Raw genomic sequence first — 16038 nt, forward strand, 5'->3', positions numbered from 1 at the left:
GCCCGGCCGCGCCGCCTATCAAATGCCCGGCGCCCTTTCGTCCGGCCTCATCCCCGTCCCCGCCGTCGGCCGCCCGTCTCCTCCACGGCGGTCGAACCGGCGCCGGCCAGGTTGATCTGCCGATAGCTGAGCGCCTCGGCCACGTGCACCCGCCCCACCCCGTCGCGACCGTCCAGGTCGGCCAGGGTGCGCGCCACGCGCAGCAGGCGGTGATAGGCCCGCGCGGAGAGGCGCAGGCGCTCCGCCGCCTCGGCCATCAGGTCGCGGCCGGGACCGTCGGGGCCGGCGATGCGTTCCAGGGCCTCGCCGGCGAGCAGGGCGTTGACCCGCGTGCCCTTGCCGTTGGCGCGCTCCATCTGCGCCTCGCGCGCCGCCCGCACCCGCGCCGCCACCGAAGCGGTCGGTTCCGCCGGCTTCGCCCCGCCCATGGCGAAGGGGTCGACAGGCGGCACCGTCACATGCAGGTCGATGCGGTCCAGCAGCGGCCCGGACAGGCGGTTGCGGTACTCCTGGCCGCAGCCGGGCGCCTTGTTGCAGGCCAGCGCCGGGTCGTCGAGATAACCGCACTTGCACGGGTTCATGGCCGCCACAAGCTGCACCCGCGCCGGATAGGTGACGTGGCCGTTGGCGCGGGCGATGCTGACCCGTCCGGTCTCCAGCGGCTGGCGCAACGCCTCCAGCGCGGGCCGGGAGAACTCCGGCAACTCGTCCAGGAACAGCACGCCGTTGTGGGCCAGACTGATCTCGCCCGGCCGCGCCCGCAGACCGCCGCCCACCAGCGCCGGCATACTGGCCGAGTGGTGCGGGTCGCGGAACGGCCGCCGGGTGATCAGGCGGCCTTCGCTCAGATGCCCGGCGACCGAGTGGATCATGGACACCTCCAGCGCCTCGTCCGGCGCCAGCGGCGGCAGCAGCCCCGGCAACCGCGCCGCCAGCATGGACTTCCCGGCGCCGGGCGGCCCGGTCATCAACAGGTTGTGACCGCCGGCGGCGGCGATCTCCAGGGCGCGACGCGCGCTCTCCTGGCCCTTGACGTCGGCGAGGTCCAGCTTCGGACCATCGTCCGCGCGCGCCTCCGGGCGCGGCCGGCCGAGCGTCTGGCTGCCCTTGAAGTGGTTGATGAGTTCCAGCAGCCCGCCCGGCGCCAGCACCGAGACATCCCCGGCCCAGGCCGCCTCGCCGCCTTGCGGACCGGGGCAGATCAGGCCCTTTTCCGCGCGCACCGCCGACAGCGCCGCCGGCAGCACGCCGGCCACCGAGGCCAGGGACCCGTCCAGGCCCAGTTCGCCCAGGATGACGAAGCCGTCCATCTCCTCGACGGGCAGCACACCCATGGCCGTCAGCAGGCCGCAGGCCACCGGCAGGTCGTAGTGGCTGCCCTCCTTCTGCAGGTCGGCCGGCGCCAGGTTGACGATGATGCGCTTGGGCGGCAGGGCGAGGCCGATGGCGGTCAGCGCGGCGCGCACCCGCTCGCGGCTTTCCGCCACCGCCTTGTCGGGCAGGCCAACGATGGTGAACGCCGGCAGGCCGCCGGTCAGCGAGACCTGCACCTGCACGTCCAGGACCTCGATGCCGGAAAAGGCGACGGTATGAACGCGGGCGACCATGGGCGGGACAACGGGCAGTTCAGGGCGGCCCGATCATAAAGCGCGAGCCGGGCCGGGCGGTACACGTTTTTTGTGGACACAGCTTTCAGCGCTGGATGTCACGGCCATGCGAACCGTGATACGGTGCACATATGACGCAGACGCTCACACCCGAACAACAGGCGCTGGTGCGCGATGTGCTGGCGCATGGCGGAGCAGCCTCCCAGGAGGAGGCCGTTACGCGTGCGCTGACGCTCCTGCGCGACCGCCTCCAGGCCGACGACGGTGAAACTGGCGCATGTCCCGACGAGGACATCGAGTCCGTCCGCCGCCGCGTTCGTGCCGGGTACGACGACATCGTCGCCGGCCGCCACTTCGAATCAACGGGGCGGTTCGAGGACGACATGGCGCGGTATGCAGAGCGCAAAGCGCACTGGCGTTGATGAGTGCCCGGGTACCGACTGACAGAACGTGCCATTTTGGATCTCGACGAGATCTTCAAGACCTCGTTGGCGCGTTGGGGCGAGACTGTTGCGAGGCGTTATGTCTCGGACCTTTACGAGGCGTTTGCAAGAATCGCCGAGGACCCGCGCATCGGTCGGCCGCGCCGACAGAGGTGCGAGCCGTATCTAATGATTCGCCGAAACCAGCATTTCATTTTGTATGAGACGTTTCGGGGCAGCGTCATCATCGTAACCCTTATACACACGCGCCGTGATGTCGAGGGCTTGGTTGAGGCTCTCGGCCAGGACCTCCAGTACCACGTCCTTGACGCACGGCGCGGGCTTTCCGACGGTGACAGCAGTCCCAACGGGCAGTGACTTCACCCGCTCGCGGCTTTCCGCCACCGCCTTGTCGGGCAGGCCGACGATGGTGAACGCCGGCAGCCCGCCGGTCAGCGAGACCTGCACCTGCACGTCCAGGACCTCGATGCCGGAAAAGGCGACGGTATGAACGCGGGCGACCATGGGCGGGACGGCGGGCAGTTCGTGGCGCCGCCATCATAAAACGCGAGCCGGGCGGGGCGGTACACGTTTTTTTGTGGATACAGTATCCAGAGCGCAAAATGCATACCGCTGGCATATAGAAGAGCCCGCACACGAAGACGGCGGTGGGTCACCCCACCGCCGCTTCGTGTGACGCCTCGCAACCCGATCAGGCCAGATCGAAGCGGTCGGCGTTCATCACCTTGGTCCACGCCGCCACGAAGTCGCGCACGAACTTCTCGCCGTTGTCCGCCTGGGCGTAGACCTCGGCCAGCGCGCGCAACTGCGAGTGCGATCCGAACACGAGATCGACCCGCGTGCCGGTCCACTTGACCTCGCCGGTCGCCCGATCACGACCCTCGAACACCTCCTTGTCCGGCGTGGTGGGCGTCCAGGCGATGCCCATGTCGGTCAGGGTGACGAAGAAGTCGGTGGTCAGCGTCTCCGGCCGCGTCGTGAACACGCCGTGCGGCGAGCCCACATAATTCGCGTTCAGCACCCGCAGGCCGCCGACCAGGACCGTCATCTCCGGCGCCGTCAACGTCAGCAGTTGCGCCTTGTCGATCAGCAATTCCTCGGGCGAGACGGTGTACTTGGCCTTTTCGTAGTTGCGGAAGCCGTCCGCCTCCGGCTCCAGCACCGCGAAGGAGTCGGTGTCCGTCTGCTCCTGCGAGGCGTCGGTCCGGCCGGGTGTGAAGGGAACCTCCACGGTGTGGCCGGCCGCCTTGGCCGCCTGCTCGACCGCCGCGCAGCCGCCGAGGACGATCAGGTCGGCGAGCGAGACCTTCTTGTTGCCGGACTGGGCGGCGTTGAAGTCCGACTGGATGCCCTCCAGAACGCCCAGCACCTTCTGCAACTGCGCGGGCTGGTTGACCTCCCAGTCCTTTTGCGGCGCCAGCCGGAGGCGCGCGCCGTTGGCCCCGCCCCGCTTGTCGGACCCGCGGAAGGTCGAGGCCGAGGCCCAGGCGGTCGAGACCAGTTCGGGAATGGACAGGCCGGAGGCCAGGATCTTGCCCTTCAGGTCGGCGATGTCCCGCCCGTCGATCAGGTCGTGGTCGACGGCGGGCACCGGATCCTGCCAGATCAGGTCTTCATCCGGCACCTCGGGGCCGAGATAGCGGGCGCGCGGTCCCATGTCGCGGTGGGTCAGCTTGAACCACGCGCGGGCGAAGGCGTCGGCGAACTGATCGGGGTTCTGGTGGAAGCGGCGCGAGATCGGCTCGTAGATCGGGTCCATCTTCATCGCCATGTCGGCGGTGGTCATCATGGTCGGCACCCGCTTCGACGGATCGTGCGCGGCCGGCGCCAGGTCCTCGTCCTTGACGTCCTTCGGCTGCCACTGCCAGGCGCCGGCGGGGCTCTTGGTCAACTCCCACTCGTAGCCGAACAGCATGTCGAAGTAGCCATTGTCCCACTTGATCGGGTTCGGCGTCCAGGCGCCCTCCAGGCCGCTGGTGATGGTGTCGTCGCCCTTGCCGCTGCCGTGACCGCAGATCCAGCCCAGGCCCATCTGTTCCAGACCGGCGGCCTCCGGCTCCGGCCCGACCTGGGCGGCATCACCCGCGCCGTGGCACTTGCCGAAGGTGTGGCCGCCGGCGGTGAGCGCGACGGTTTCCTCGTCGTTCATGGCCATGCGGGCGAAGGTCTCGCGGATGTCGCGGCCCGAGGCGACCGGATCCGGCTCGCTGTTCGGGCCTTCCGGGTTGACGTAGATCAGGCCCATCTGCACGGCGGCGAGGGGGTTTTCGAGCTCGCGGTCGCCGCTGTAGCGGTTGTCGCCCAGCCATTCGGACTCGGAGCCCCAGTAGATGTCCTCCTCGGGCGCCCAGATGTCCTCGCGGCCGCCACCGAAGCCGAAGGTCTTGAGGCCCATCGATTCCAGGGCGACGTTGCCGGCCAGGATGTACAGGTCGGCCCAGGAGAGCTTGTCTCCGTACTTCTGCTTGATGGGCCACAACAAGCGCCGCGCCTTGTCCAGGTTTGCGTTATCGGGCCAGCTGTTGACCGGTGCGAAACGCTGGTTGCCGGTCCCGGCGCCGCCCCGGCCGTCGGCCGTGCGGTAGGTGCCGGCGACGTGCCACGCCATGCGAATGAACAGGCCGCCGTAGTGGCCGTAGTCGGCCGGCCACCAGTCCTGGGACTCGGTCATCAGGGCATGGAGGTCCTTCTTCATGGCGTCATAGTCGAGGCTCTTGAACGCCTCGGCATAGCTGAAGTCCTTGTCCATGGGATTGGACGCGGGCGGATGCTGATGAAGAATGCTCAGATTGAGCTGATTGGGCCACCAGTACGCGTTCGACCGGGTTCCGGCCACCGTGTGGCCGCCCGACCCGCCCGTCACCGGGCATTTGCTTTCGCCGTCCATGTCCTCTCCGATCGTGCTGTGAGGGGTTGCAACGTGGTCCGCCGGCCGGACCTGCAAGACGGTACGGCGGGGTATGCCTTATGGCCAGTTTATATTCGTTCTACCTCGCACAATGGAGCGGTCCGCCGACGCGGACAGCGAGCCGTGTCACAGACGCGGACCGGCTCGGGCAACCGAACAGACGCGGTCAGACGATTCGGTCCGCCCCCTCCTGGTCGTCGCTAACAGGCTGTCGGGAAATGACTCTTCAGGTCGGAGACGGCGCAAGCGGGGACCAGTCGCGCCGAGCGAGCGCCCCCGCGCCGGCCGACACGGGGGCGTCACTCATCGTGAAGTTCGATCAAAAACGACGAAAGAATTCGCGGTCTCGAACGAAAGCATCGCCGGCCTCTGCGCCCGCATAAAGAGCACGAAGATCGCAGGGCAGTCTTTAGGCGCCAACCCCGAACAGACTCTGCCCCCCTGCCGGGCTCACGCGAATTCCAGGATCACCTGATCCACCGACAGGCTGTCGCCCGGCTGGGCGTGCACTTTGGCGACTGTGCCGTCGACCTCGGAGCGCAGGATGTTCTCCATCTTCATGGCCTCGACGACGGCCAGGGCTTCGCCGCTCTTGACCTCCTGGCCCGGCTCGACGGCCACCGACACCAGCAACCCGGGCATCGGCGACAGCAGGAACTTCGACAGGTCCGGCGGCTGCTTCTTCGGCATCAGGGCGGCATAGCGCGCGGCCTCGGCGGTCATCACCACCGCGCGGTCGCTGGCCCCGGCGTGGAACAGCCGGTAGCTCACGCCCTCGCGGTCGATCTGCACCGATTCCGGATGGCCGTTGATCTCGCACGTGAACAACGACTGGCCAAGCCGCCAGCCGGTGCGGACCACCATGGGCTCGTTGTCCACGACGACGCGGAAGCCGTCCTCCAACAGCGTGACCGTGACCGGGTGGTTGGTGTCGCCCAGCCGCACCACCCACTCGTCGCGCACCCCTTTCTCGTGGCCCGGCATTTGGCCGCTGATGCGGGCATCGCGCTCGACGTGCTTGCGGTGCACACAGGCGGCGACGGCGACCAGGATGGTCGGGTCCTCCGGCGGCAGGTCGGAGAGATGGAAGCCGTCCGGGTACTCCTCGGGGATGAAGTTGGTGGTCAGCTCACCCTTGACGAAGCGCTCCTTGCCCATGACCGAGGCCAGGAACGGGATGTTGTGCGACACGCCCCGGATGTAGAACGCATCCAGCGCCCGGCGCATGTGGCGGATGGCCAGTTCGCGCGTGCCGCCGTAGGCGATCAGCTTGGCGATCATCGGATCGTAGAACATGCTGATCTCGCCGCCTTCCATCACGCCGGTATCGACGCGCACCAGGCCGTCCTCTTCCGCCGGCGGCACGAAACGTGTCAGGCGGCCGATGGACGGCAGGAAGTTGCGGAACGGGTCCTCGGCGTAGATGCGGCTTTCGATCGCCCAGCCCTTGAAGCGGATGTCGTCCTGGGTCAGCGTCAGGGGCTCGCCCGCCGCGATGCGGATCATCCATTCCACCAGGTCAAGGCCGGTGACCATCTCCGTCACCGGGTGTTCGACCTGAAGGCGGGTGTTCATCTCCAGGAAATAGAAGTTGCGATCGGCGTCGACGATGAACTCGACCGTGCCGGCGCTCTTGTAGCCCACGGCCTGGGCCAGGGCGACCGCCTGGGCGCCCATCTCGGCGCGCACCTCTTCCGTCAGGAAGGGGGACGGCGCCTCCTCGATCACCTTCTGGTGGCGACGCTGGATGGAGCATTCGCGCTCGCCGATGTGGATCGCGTTGGTACCGTCGGACAGCACCTGGATCTCGATGTGGCGCGGCTGCTGAATGAACTTCTCGATGAACACGCGATCATCGCCGAAGCTGGAGCGGGCCTCGTTGGCGGCGGAGACGAACCCCTCGCGGGCTGAGGCGGCGTCATGGGCCACGCGCATCCCCTTGCCGCCACCACCGGCCGAGGCCTTGATCATCACCGGAAAGCCGATCTCCTCGGCGATGCGCACCGCCTCCTTAGGGTCGTCGATGATGCCCATGAAGCCGGGCACGGTGTTGACCCCGGCCTCCTGTGCCAGCTTCTTGGAGGTGATCTTGTCGCCCATGGCCTCGATGGCGTGGGCGTCGGGGCCGATGAAGGCGATGCCGGCCTTGGTCAGGGCGCGCTGGAACGCCTTGTTCTCCGACAGAAAGCCGTAGCCGGGGTGAACCGCCTCGGCGCCGGTGTCCTTGCACGCCTGCACGATACGGTCGATCACCAGATAGCTCTCGGACGACGGCGCCGGCCCGATGTGCACGCGCTCGTCGGCGAGCTGGGTATGCAGGGCATCGGCGTCCGCGTCGGAGTACACGGCCACGGTTCGGATTCCCATGCGGCGCGCGGTCTTGATGACGCGGCAGGCGATTTCGCCCCGGTTTGCGATCAGGATTGTCTTGAACATGGCGTGCCCTGGTCCTCGGTCGGTGAACGGTCGATCAGGCCGCGAGCCGTGGGCGATCCGCCCATGGCGCGCGCGGCCGACTCATGATTTGATGGTGGCGGAAGTACTGGCGCAACCGATCAGGAGAAAGCCCATGGACCCCATCGACGCCGACCTGAACGACCTCTCGGGCGAGGTGGTGGACGCGGCCTTCCGTGTCCATTCGACGCTGGGGCCGGGGCTGATGGAGGGGGTTTATGAAACCTGCCTCGCGTACGAACTCGACAAGCGGCGTGTGCCCTATGTCCGCCAACTTGAGGTTCCCGTCCGGTATGATGGCCTGCGCCTGGAAACCGGGTTCCGGGTCGATTTGTTTGTCGGGAACCGGTTGATCGTGGAACTCAAGGCGGTCGAATCCATCGCGAAGGTGCACAAAGCCCAGCTTCTGACGTACATGAAGTTGATGGATCAACGGCTTGGACTGCTCATCAACTTCAACGTCCATCTCATTCGCGACGGCATTGCTCGGCTGGCCTTGTGATGCCGACGGCGACCGTGAAAATCCCAGATCATTCTTGAGCCCACTCTCACGGCCGCGTCCGACCGCCCCGTCGGGGGGCGGGCCGCTCTGTGTCCTTTGTGTCTCTGTGGTGGTCTTTTCCGCGAGGGACCGAGAATTCACCACGGAGACACAGAGATCACAGAGCGCGCGGCTTTCCATCGCCGGGACATCATGCCCCGGCAACGACCGCACCATGAGATCCCCGGGTCCATCCTCAAGGCAGGATCCGACCGCCACGGCCGGGTGCTGGCCGCTCTGTGTCCTTTGTGTCTCTGTGGTGGTCTTTTCCGCGAGGGACCGAGAATTCACCACGGAGACACAGAGATCACAGAGCGAGCGGCATCCCATCGCCGGGACATCATGACCCGGCAACGACCGCACCATGAGATCCCCTGTTCCATCCTCACGGCCGCGTCCGCTCGCCCCGGCTGGGCGCGGGCCGCTCTGTGTCCTTTGTGTCTCTGTGGTGGTCTTTTTCGCGAGGGACCGAGGATTCACCACGGAGACACAGAGATCACAGAGCGAGCGGCATCCCATCGCCGGGACATCATGACCCGGCAACGACCGCACCATGAGATCCCCTGTTCCATCCTCACGGCCGCGTCCGCTCGCCCCGGCTGGGCGCGGGCCGCTCTGTGTCCTTTGTGTCTCTGTGGTGGTCTTTTCCGCGAGGCCCCGAGAATTCACCACGGAGACACAGAGATCACAGAGCGAGCGGCCTTCCATCGCCGGGACATCATGACCCTGCGACGCCCGCACCCCAAGATCCCAGGTACGACCCTCACGGCTGAGTCCGACCGCCCCGTCCGGACGCGGGCCGCTCTGTGTCCTTTGTGTCTCTGTGGTGGACGTTTCCGCGAGAGACCGAGAATTCACCACGGAGACACAGAGATCACAGAGCGAGCGGCCTTCCATCGCCGGGACATCATGACCCTGCGACGCCCGCACCCCAAGATCCCAGGTACGACCCTCACGGCCGAGTCCGACCGCCCCGGCTGGGCGCAGGCCGCTCTGTGTCCTTCGTGTCTCTGTGGTGCAGTCTTCCGCAGAGGCCGTGAGAGGCACCACAGAGACACGGAGATCACAGAGCGAGCGGCATCCCATCGCCGGGACATCATGCCCCGGCAACGACCGCACCATGAGATCCCCGGTTCCATCCTCACAGCCGAGTCCGACCGCCACGGCCGGGCGCGGGCCGCTCTGTGTCCTTTGTGTCTCTGTGGTGAAATGAATCATCGGGCGTCGCGCCATTCAGACTCCTGCCCCCCCTTACAACGGAATATTGCCGTGCTTGCGCCAGGGGTTCTTCACGTCCTTGCCCCGCAGCAGGGCGAGGCCCTTGCACACCCGTTTGCGGGTGTTGTGCGGCATGATGACGTCATCGATGAAGCCGCGCGCGCCGGCCACGAACGGGTTGGCGAAGTGGCTGCGGTATTCCTCGGTGCGCTGGGCGATCTTCTCCGGATCATCCAGGTCCTTGCGGAAGATGATCTCCACCGCGCCCTTCGGTCCCATCACCGCGATCTCGGCCGACGGCCAGGCGTAGCTGATGTCGCCGCGCAGGTGCTTCGACGCCATCACCACATAGGCCCCGCCGTACGCCTTGCGGGTGATCACCGTGATCTTGGGCACCGTCGCCTCGGCATAGGCGTACAGCAGCTTGGCGCCGTGCTTGATGATGCCGCCGTATTCCTGCGACACGCCCGGCAGGAAGCCGGGCACATCCACGAACGTGATGATGGGGATGTTGAAGGCATCGCAGAAGCGCACGAATCGCCCGCCCTTGCGCGCGCTGTCAATGTCCAGGCACCCGGCCAGCACCATCGGCTGGTTGGCGACGATGCCCACCGTGCGCCCCTCCATGCGGGCGAAGCCGGTGATGATGTTCTGGGCGTAGCGCGGCGCGATCTCGAAAAAGTCGTGCTCGTCCACGACCTTCTCGATCAGTTCCTTCATGTCGTATGGCTTGTTCGGGTTGTCCGGGATCAGGGTATCCAGGGACATTTCCTGACGGTCGAACGGATCCTCGGTCGGCTTGACCGGCGGTTCGTCGCGATTGCTGCCCGGCAGGAAGTCCATGAACCGGCGCAGGCCCAGCAGCGCCTCGACATCGTTGGCGAAGGACAGGTCGGCCACGCCGGACTTGCCGGTGTGGGTCAGCGCCCCGCCCAGTTCCTCGGACGTGACCTCCTCGTGGGTGACGGTCTTCACCACCTCCGGGCCGGTGACGAACATGTTCGAGGAATCCTCGACCATGAAGATGAAGTCCGTCATGGCCGGCGAGTACACCGCGCCACCCGCGCACGGCCCCATGATCATGGAGATCTGCGGCACGACCCCGGAGCCCATCACGTTGCGCATGAAAACGTCGGCATAGCCGGCCAGGCTGTCCACGCCCTCCTGGATGCGGGCACCGCCCGAATCGTTGATGCCGATGACCGGCGCGCCGACCTGGATCGCCTTGTCCATGATCTTGCAGATCTTTTCGGCGTGCGCCATCGACAGCGAGCCGCCGAACACCGTGAAATCCTGGCTGAACACGAACACCAGCCGGCCGTTGATCGTGCCGCTTCCCGTCACCACGCCGTCGCCGGGCACCCGCGTCTCGTCCATGCCGAACTGCGTGCAGCGGTGCTCGACGAACATGTCCCACTCCTCGAAGGAGTCCGGATCGAGCAGCAGGTCGATGCGTTCGCGCGCGGTCAGCTTGCCCCGGCCGTGCTGCGCGTCGATGCGCCGCTGGCCGCCGCCCAGGCGCGCCTGGGTTCGCTTGGCGTCGAGCTGACGGATGATGTCGTGCATGATCGCTGGTCCCTGTCGATGAAGAGGCGGCGTCGGTGGCGGTCGTGGTGGCGTCCGCCGGCTGGGCGGACGGCGCCAGAGCCGCGCGCCGCCGATGACTGTGCGGTGCAGTAAGAAATATAGATGCGCCGCAGCACCGGCAAGAGCAAGTCTGTTCTCCCGGGCCTTCACCAGGACGGCGGCTGGGCTGCCTACCGGCCGGGGCGCGGCGTGAGCACCCGCCAAGCGGGAAACGTCACCGTGGCCGCCGTCCCTTGATCCAGAGCGCTGTCCAGGGTCAGGGTCCCGCCGTGAAGCTCCATCAGACGGGCGGTCAGGGGCAGGCCAAGGCCCACCCCACCGGTGCGACGGACATACGCGGGTTCGGCCTGCCCGAAGGGCGTCATCAGCGCGTCCAGCGCCGAAGGCTCGATACCGACGCCGGTATCGGTCACCACGAGCGACAGGCCGCCGTCATCCTCCAGGCGGCTCGACACGCTGACGGTTCCGCCGGCCCGCGTGAACTTCACCGCGTTGGAGACCAGGTTGGCGAGGATCTGGCGCACGCGACGGCCGTCCGCGCGCAGCATCGGCGTGGCCTCGGGAATGTCGACGGAGACGGCCACGCCCCCTCGGTCCGCCAGGGGACGCGCCATGGTCAGGCAGGCGTCGCAGACCTCGCGGACATCCATCGGTCCTTCGACCAGCACGACCTGGTCGGCTTCGATGGCGGACAGATCCAGGACATCGTTGATCAGGTCGAGCAGGTGCTCGCCGGCGCCCTTGATGAACCGCAGGTACTCCGGCGTGCGCGCCCCGGAAGGATCGGCCAGGGCAGGCTCCAGCAAGGTCGAGGAGAATCCGATAATCGAGTTGAGTGGCGTTCGCAGCTCATGGCTCATGTTGGCCAGGAACTCGGACTTGGCCCGGTTCGCCGCCTCGGCCTCGTTGCGCGCCTGGATCAGCGACTGTTCCAGGCGTTTCCGGTCATCGATGTCCGTGTTCGTGCCCACCATGCGCGTCGGCTCGCCGGCCTCGGTCCAGGCCACCGGCCGGCCCCGCCCCAGCACCCACAGCCATGTGCCGTCCTGGCGCTGCAACCGAAATTCCGTCGCGAAGGACTCGCCGGCCCTCAGGCTGTGTTCGATCGCCTCCGCCGCCGGCCCGCGATCCTCCGGGTGCATCAGGTCGACCCAGGCCTGGAAGGTCACCGGAAAGGCGTTTTCCTCATAGCCGAGCATCGTATAGCAGCGGGCATTCCACAGGCCCGTGCCGGCCACGATGTCCCAATCCCAGATCCCGTCATTCGCCGCGTCGAGCGCCAGACGGAGCCGTTCCTCACTCCGCGCCAGCGCGTTCTCGGCGAGCCTGCGGTCGGTGATATCGACCATGACGGTCAGGGCAAGAGTGCGCGCCTTTGTCTTGACGAGCTCCCCGTAGAACAACCCCGAGAGGATCTGCCCGTCCTTGCGGCGCAGGCGCAGTTCGGTGGCCGCGATGGTCCCCCGGGCGCGCAGTTGCTTGGCCGCCGCCGCCTGGGTTTCGCCATCGAGGAAAAGGTTCAGGTCGGTGCTGGTCCGCCCGATCACCTCATCGCGCGCATAGCCGGTGACGGACAGGAAGGCATCGTTGACATCCAGGAAGGTGCGATCGTCCAGGGACGTCAGCGCCATGGGGGCCGGATTGTTGCGGAACAGGCTCTCGAACCACGTTTCGGCTTCGACCGAGGCGGTCACGTCTCTGTACAGGTTGACGATGCAGGGCTCGGCGTCCCACACCGCTGTCCAGGTGCGGCCCCGGGCATGGATCCGGCGACCGTCGGCCGCGATCAGCGGCAAGGCGTGCTCGACCCGGCCGGTGGCGACCGTCTCCGTGAGGATCGCGTCCACCTCGGTCCCAAGGCTGTCGGGATGCAGATCGCGCACCCGCATGGCCCGACAGGCTTCGGGTGCATACCCGAGCACCCGACAGGCGGCGCCGTTGACGTGGCGGATTCGGCCGTCTGTCGCTCCAACGACCACCACGTCCTCGAGGGAGTCGACCAGGGTCCTGAAGCTGGTCGCATCGCTCTCCGTGCGGGTTTCAGTGTTCGCCATCCGAGCGACTCCGCCACATCCCTTCTGTCGGCACGCCACCCATCGCGGCATGACATTTGGCGGCAGTGAGATACCAACCGCAATCTCGACCCAATAAAACGTGGACACCGGGACGCACCGCACGAAAAGGTGCATCTCAGGTGACGATAGAGTCGGCCATGACGTTTGGCTGCTTTCCCTTTGATCCAGGAAAGGGCGGCCAGCGTTTCACTTCCCTCGTTGCAAGACCGTATCCGGACGGGCGCGACAACGCCAGTCAAAATCATGCAAGGGTTTTGGGAGATGGCCATCACCCAAAGGATTGGCAGGATCAAGACCGCCCCCCAAAGACGGCCCCCAACACCCGCCGGCCGCCCAGGCCGCTACGCCACGCTCCTCAGCGAGGCCCGGCGCACCTGGGCGACGTCGATGTCATACTCCCGATCGAAGGCGACATGCACACCACCCTCGGTGATGTCGACCACACGGCCATCCCAGGACACGGACGAGGTTTCCGCCGCGATCGACACCCGCGCCCCCACGCGCAGCGACCCGACATCCCCGAGCCGCGCACCGCCGGCCGATATGTCCAGGAGCTGCGCGTTCACGGTGCGGCCGGTATCGCGCACCAGCACCCGTGCCGAGACCCGGATCCGCTCATGCCGGCGCCGGTTGGTCTCGTCGGTCGACGTGCGAACGGCCTCGACCACCGCCGACGTCAGGGCCGTCACGGCGGCGGCCACATCCGCCGACGCCGTCATCAGCTGCTGGGACTTCTCCTCGGTGCTGCGGGCTTCGGCCGAGACCGTCTCGATCTGGCGCGCGACCTCCTGGGCGGCGTCCGAGGTCTCGCAGACGCTTCGGCTGATCTCCGCCGTGGCCTCGGCTTGGTTCTGCATCGCCTCGGCGATCGAGGCCGCCACGGTATCGATGTCCGCCACCTTCTCCACCATCTGACGGACCGACTCCACGGACTCGCCGGTCACGGCGCTGACGGCGTGGATCTGCTCGGTGATCCGCTGGGTCAGCGCCGCCGTCTGATTGGCGAGGCCCTTGACCTCCTCGGCGACCACGGCGAAGCCCTTGCCGGCGTCGCCCGCGCGGGCCGCCTCGATACTGGCGTTCAGCGCAAGCAGGTTGGTTTTGGAGGCAATGGCCTGGATCAGGTCGGCGATCTCGGCGATCTGGTCGACCTCCTTGGTCATCGTCTCCAGGATCGTGCTGGTCTTGCCGCCCTGGTCGACGGCGACGCGGCTGACATCCGCCGCGCGGGTGACCTGGGTCGTGATTTCGGCGATCGAGGCGTTGAGTTCCTCGCCGGCCGCGGCCACGGTCTGGGCGCTGGCCAGGGCCTGGTTCGAGGCGGCGGCGACGCTGGCGGCATTGTGCGAGACCGTCTGCGCGCCGGTGGCCATGGTCGCGGCATCATTGCGCATGGCGTCGGTGTGCTGGGCGACCTTGTCCACGGCGGCGCGCGATTCCGCTTCGACATGGTCGGCCATGGCCTTCAGCGCCTCCGTTCGCTGACGCTTGGCCTGCCGCTGCAGTTCGTCCTGCTCCTGCCGCGCGAAGGCCAGATGCGCGCGCACCGCGTTCAGAAGGAACGTGACGCGGGTGAATTCCTGGATGGGCGACGGACGGACCACGGCGTCGAAGTCCTGCACCGTGAACCGATCCAGGTGGCCCTGGATCTCGTCGAGCGGCTTGCGGATCCCGGCGGACACCCCGATCACGGACACCAGGGCGACCACCGCCGCCATGGCGAGAAGCAGGGTCGAGACCATCATCAGGGACCCGCCGGGCGCGGCTGACAGGACCGCCAGGACCTGCGCGGCCATCACGGCCATCACCAGGACGAACCCGACCACCGCGCGGTTGCGGACGCTGCGGCTCCAGCGCACCACGCGACCGACGAGCGAGTCGTCGATCACCTGCCCCTCGCGCACGATGGTCCGCCCCGCCGTGCCCGCGTTGATGGCCGCGTACAACCGCCCGGCGGCGTCCACGTCCGCCCGGCTGGGCTTGGTGCGCACCGAGACGTAGCCGGTCACGGCGCCGTTCTCGAGCTCGGGCGTGACGTTGGCGCGCACCCAGTAGTGATCGCCGTTCTTGGCCCTGTTCTTGACCAGCCCCTCCCACGGAAGCCCCCGCTGGATCGTCGCCCACATGTCGGCGAAGGCGGCCGGCGGCATGTCGGGATGCCGGATCAGATTGTGCGGCCTGCCGATCAGTTCCTCGCGGGTGAACCCGGAAATCGTGACGAAGTCGTCGTTGACGAAGGTGATCTTGCCCTTCAGGTCGGTGCGCGAGACGATGCACCGATCGGGCGGAAAGTCGATCTCCTTGTTCGTGACGGGTTCGTTGATCCGCATGGTCGTGCCCTCTTCCCCTCCGCCGGCCCGACGGGTGCGTTGTGGCGCGCGGTTCGCGCGCGTCACGGGACGGTCCCGTCCGTCGAGCCCATTGATCCTGGCGCCCCCCGGCGCCCACCGTACCCCTCCGCCGCCCAGCCCGTGCACGGACCCGGCAGCCCTTTCAACAGGATAGCGGTGTCCACGCGCCGCAGCCATGAGAAAGCACACCGCAGGCGCCGGCCGGCTGTTGGCGTGCGCGGCCGTCGCCCCGGCGGTGACGGCGCGCGGGACAGGCCCCATATGGAAGGGATCCAGATCAATGCGCGGCCGGGATCGACGCGCCCAGGCTGGAGGTGAGCCGGCGCGGCTGTGCGCGCCGGCGCGAGGGAGGACGCGGCCATGCCCCTGACACCGCACGAACGCAACGCCATCGCCTTCGTGGCCAGGCACGTCGCCTACGGCCTGACGGGGGCCGTGGTGTTCGGCGTCGGCCTGCTGTGGACCGATGTCGGCGGTCTCGGCACCCTGGCCCTGAACTCGGAGCAGTGGGCACTGAACCTGCTGCTGCTGTTCGCCGGGTTGTTCGTCACCTTCGGCGGCGTCGCCATCGGCGTGGGCGTGATGACGCTCGGCGAGGACAAGTACTGACCGGGCGGGGCTGCCCTTCAGCGCGAGCGAAGTTCGCAATGACGAGTCATGGTCCTGTTCGCAGCCGTCGTAGCCGTCGTAGGGTGCGTCTGGAGGCGGCGACGCCGCCGACGACGCACCAGGTGGCCGCGACGGCCGCGAGGCGGTGCGTCGCCCGCCGCGTTCGCGGCGGTCAGACGCACCCTACGAGCTCGTCTTGCGACGAGGGTTCGCAATGACGAGTCATGGTCCTGTTCGCAGCCGTC

The 16038-nt window shown here is 67.5% G+C and carries 10 protein-coding genes and 1 pseudogene; 4 read left to right on the plus strand and 7 right to left on the minus strand.

What is annotated here, in order from left to right:
* Nucleotides 1-47: 47 nt before the first annotated feature.
* Nucleotides 48-1607, minus strand: a complete 1560-nt coding sequence (locus Q0309_RS07090) for a YifB family Mg chelatase-like AAA ATPase (protein WP_299438939.1) — start codon at nt 1605-1607, stop codon at nt 48-50.
* 131 nt (nt 1608-1738) lie between these two features.
* Between Q0309_RS07090 and Q0309_RS07095 the strand changes: the two genes are divergently transcribed.
* The gene (locus tag Q0309_RS07095) at nt 1739-2029 is read left to right on the plus strand and encodes a hypothetical protein (RefSeq protein WP_299438941.1); all 291 of its coding nucleotides are present in this window, start codon (nt 1739-1741) and stop codon (nt 2027-2029) included.
* Nucleotides 2030-2032: 3 nt separating this feature from the next.
* The gene (locus Q0309_RS18595) at nt 2033-2407 is read left to right on the plus strand and encodes a type II toxin-antitoxin system RelE/ParE family toxin (RefSeq protein WP_366940574.1); all 375 of its coding nucleotides are present in this window, start codon (nt 2033-2035) and stop codon (nt 2405-2407) included.
* Between the two features lie 9 nt (nt 2408-2416).
* Here Q0309_RS18595 and Q0309_RS07100 read toward each other — a convergent pair.
* From Q0309_RS07100 to Q0309_RS07110, 3 genes and pseudogenes are all read right to left on the minus strand, one after another.
* A pseudogene (locus Q0309_RS07100) lies at nt 2417-2554 on the minus strand (ATP-binding protein); the annotation flags it as partial.
* Between the two features lie 187 nt (nt 2555-2741).
* Nucleotides 2742-4937 carry a catalase/peroxidase HPI gene (gene katG, locus Q0309_RS07105; RefSeq protein ID WP_299438943.1) on the minus strand — a complete coding sequence of 732 codons (2196 nt, stop codon included), beginning with the start codon at nt 4935-4937 and terminating at the stop codon, nt 2742-2744.
* A 471-nt stretch (nt 4938-5408) separates the two neighbouring features.
* Nucleotides 5409-7394, minus strand: a complete 1986-nt coding sequence (locus tag Q0309_RS07110; RefSeq protein WP_299438945.1) for an acetyl/propionyl/methylcrotonyl-CoA carboxylase subunit alpha — start codon at nt 7392-7394, stop codon at nt 5409-5411.
* A 133-nt stretch (nt 7395-7527) separates the two neighbouring features.
* Here Q0309_RS07110 and Q0309_RS07115 point away from each other — a divergent pair, with 133 nt between their 5' ends.
* A complete protein-coding gene (locus Q0309_RS07115) occupies nt 7528-7914 on the plus strand; it encodes a GxxExxY protein (RefSeq protein WP_299438947.1) in 387 nt (128 codons plus the stop codon).
* Nucleotides 7915-9204: 1290 nt separating this feature from the next.
* On the opposite strand, the gene Q0309_RS07120 is transcribed toward Q0309_RS07115, so the two are convergent.
* The 3 genes from Q0309_RS07120 to Q0309_RS07130 form a co-directional block, all read right to left on the minus strand.
* Entirely contained in the window at nt 9205-10737 is a 1533-nt protein-coding gene (locus tag Q0309_RS07120) for an acyl-CoA carboxylase subunit beta (protein ID WP_299438949.1), read from the minus strand.
* 191 nt (nt 10738-10928) lie between these two features.
* On the minus strand, nt 10929-12812 hold the full coding sequence (locus Q0309_RS07125; protein ID WP_299438951.1) for a PAS domain S-box protein: 1884 nt from the start codon (nt 12810-12812) through the stop codon (nt 10929-10931).
* A gap of 362 nt (nt 12813-13174) precedes the next feature.
* Nucleotides 13175-15163, minus strand: coding sequence for a methyl-accepting chemotaxis protein (locus Q0309_RS07130; protein ID WP_299438953.1), 1989 nt, complete (start codon nt 15161-15163; stop codon nt 13175-13177).
* A 381-nt stretch (nt 15164-15544) separates the two neighbouring features.
* Between Q0309_RS07130 and Q0309_RS07135 the strand changes: the two genes are divergently transcribed.
* Nucleotides 15545-15793 carry a hypothetical protein gene (locus Q0309_RS07135; RefSeq protein WP_299438955.1) on the plus strand — a complete coding sequence of 83 codons (249 nt, stop codon included), beginning with the start codon at nt 15545-15547 and terminating at the stop codon, nt 15791-15793.
* Nucleotides 15794-16038: the final 245 nt, after the last annotated feature.

It is taken from the genome of uncultured Rhodospira sp., from assembly GCF_937138205.1.
In the GTDB taxonomy this organism is placed as follows: Bacteria; Pseudomonadota; Alphaproteobacteria; order Rhodospirillales; family Rhodospirillaceae; genus Rhodospira.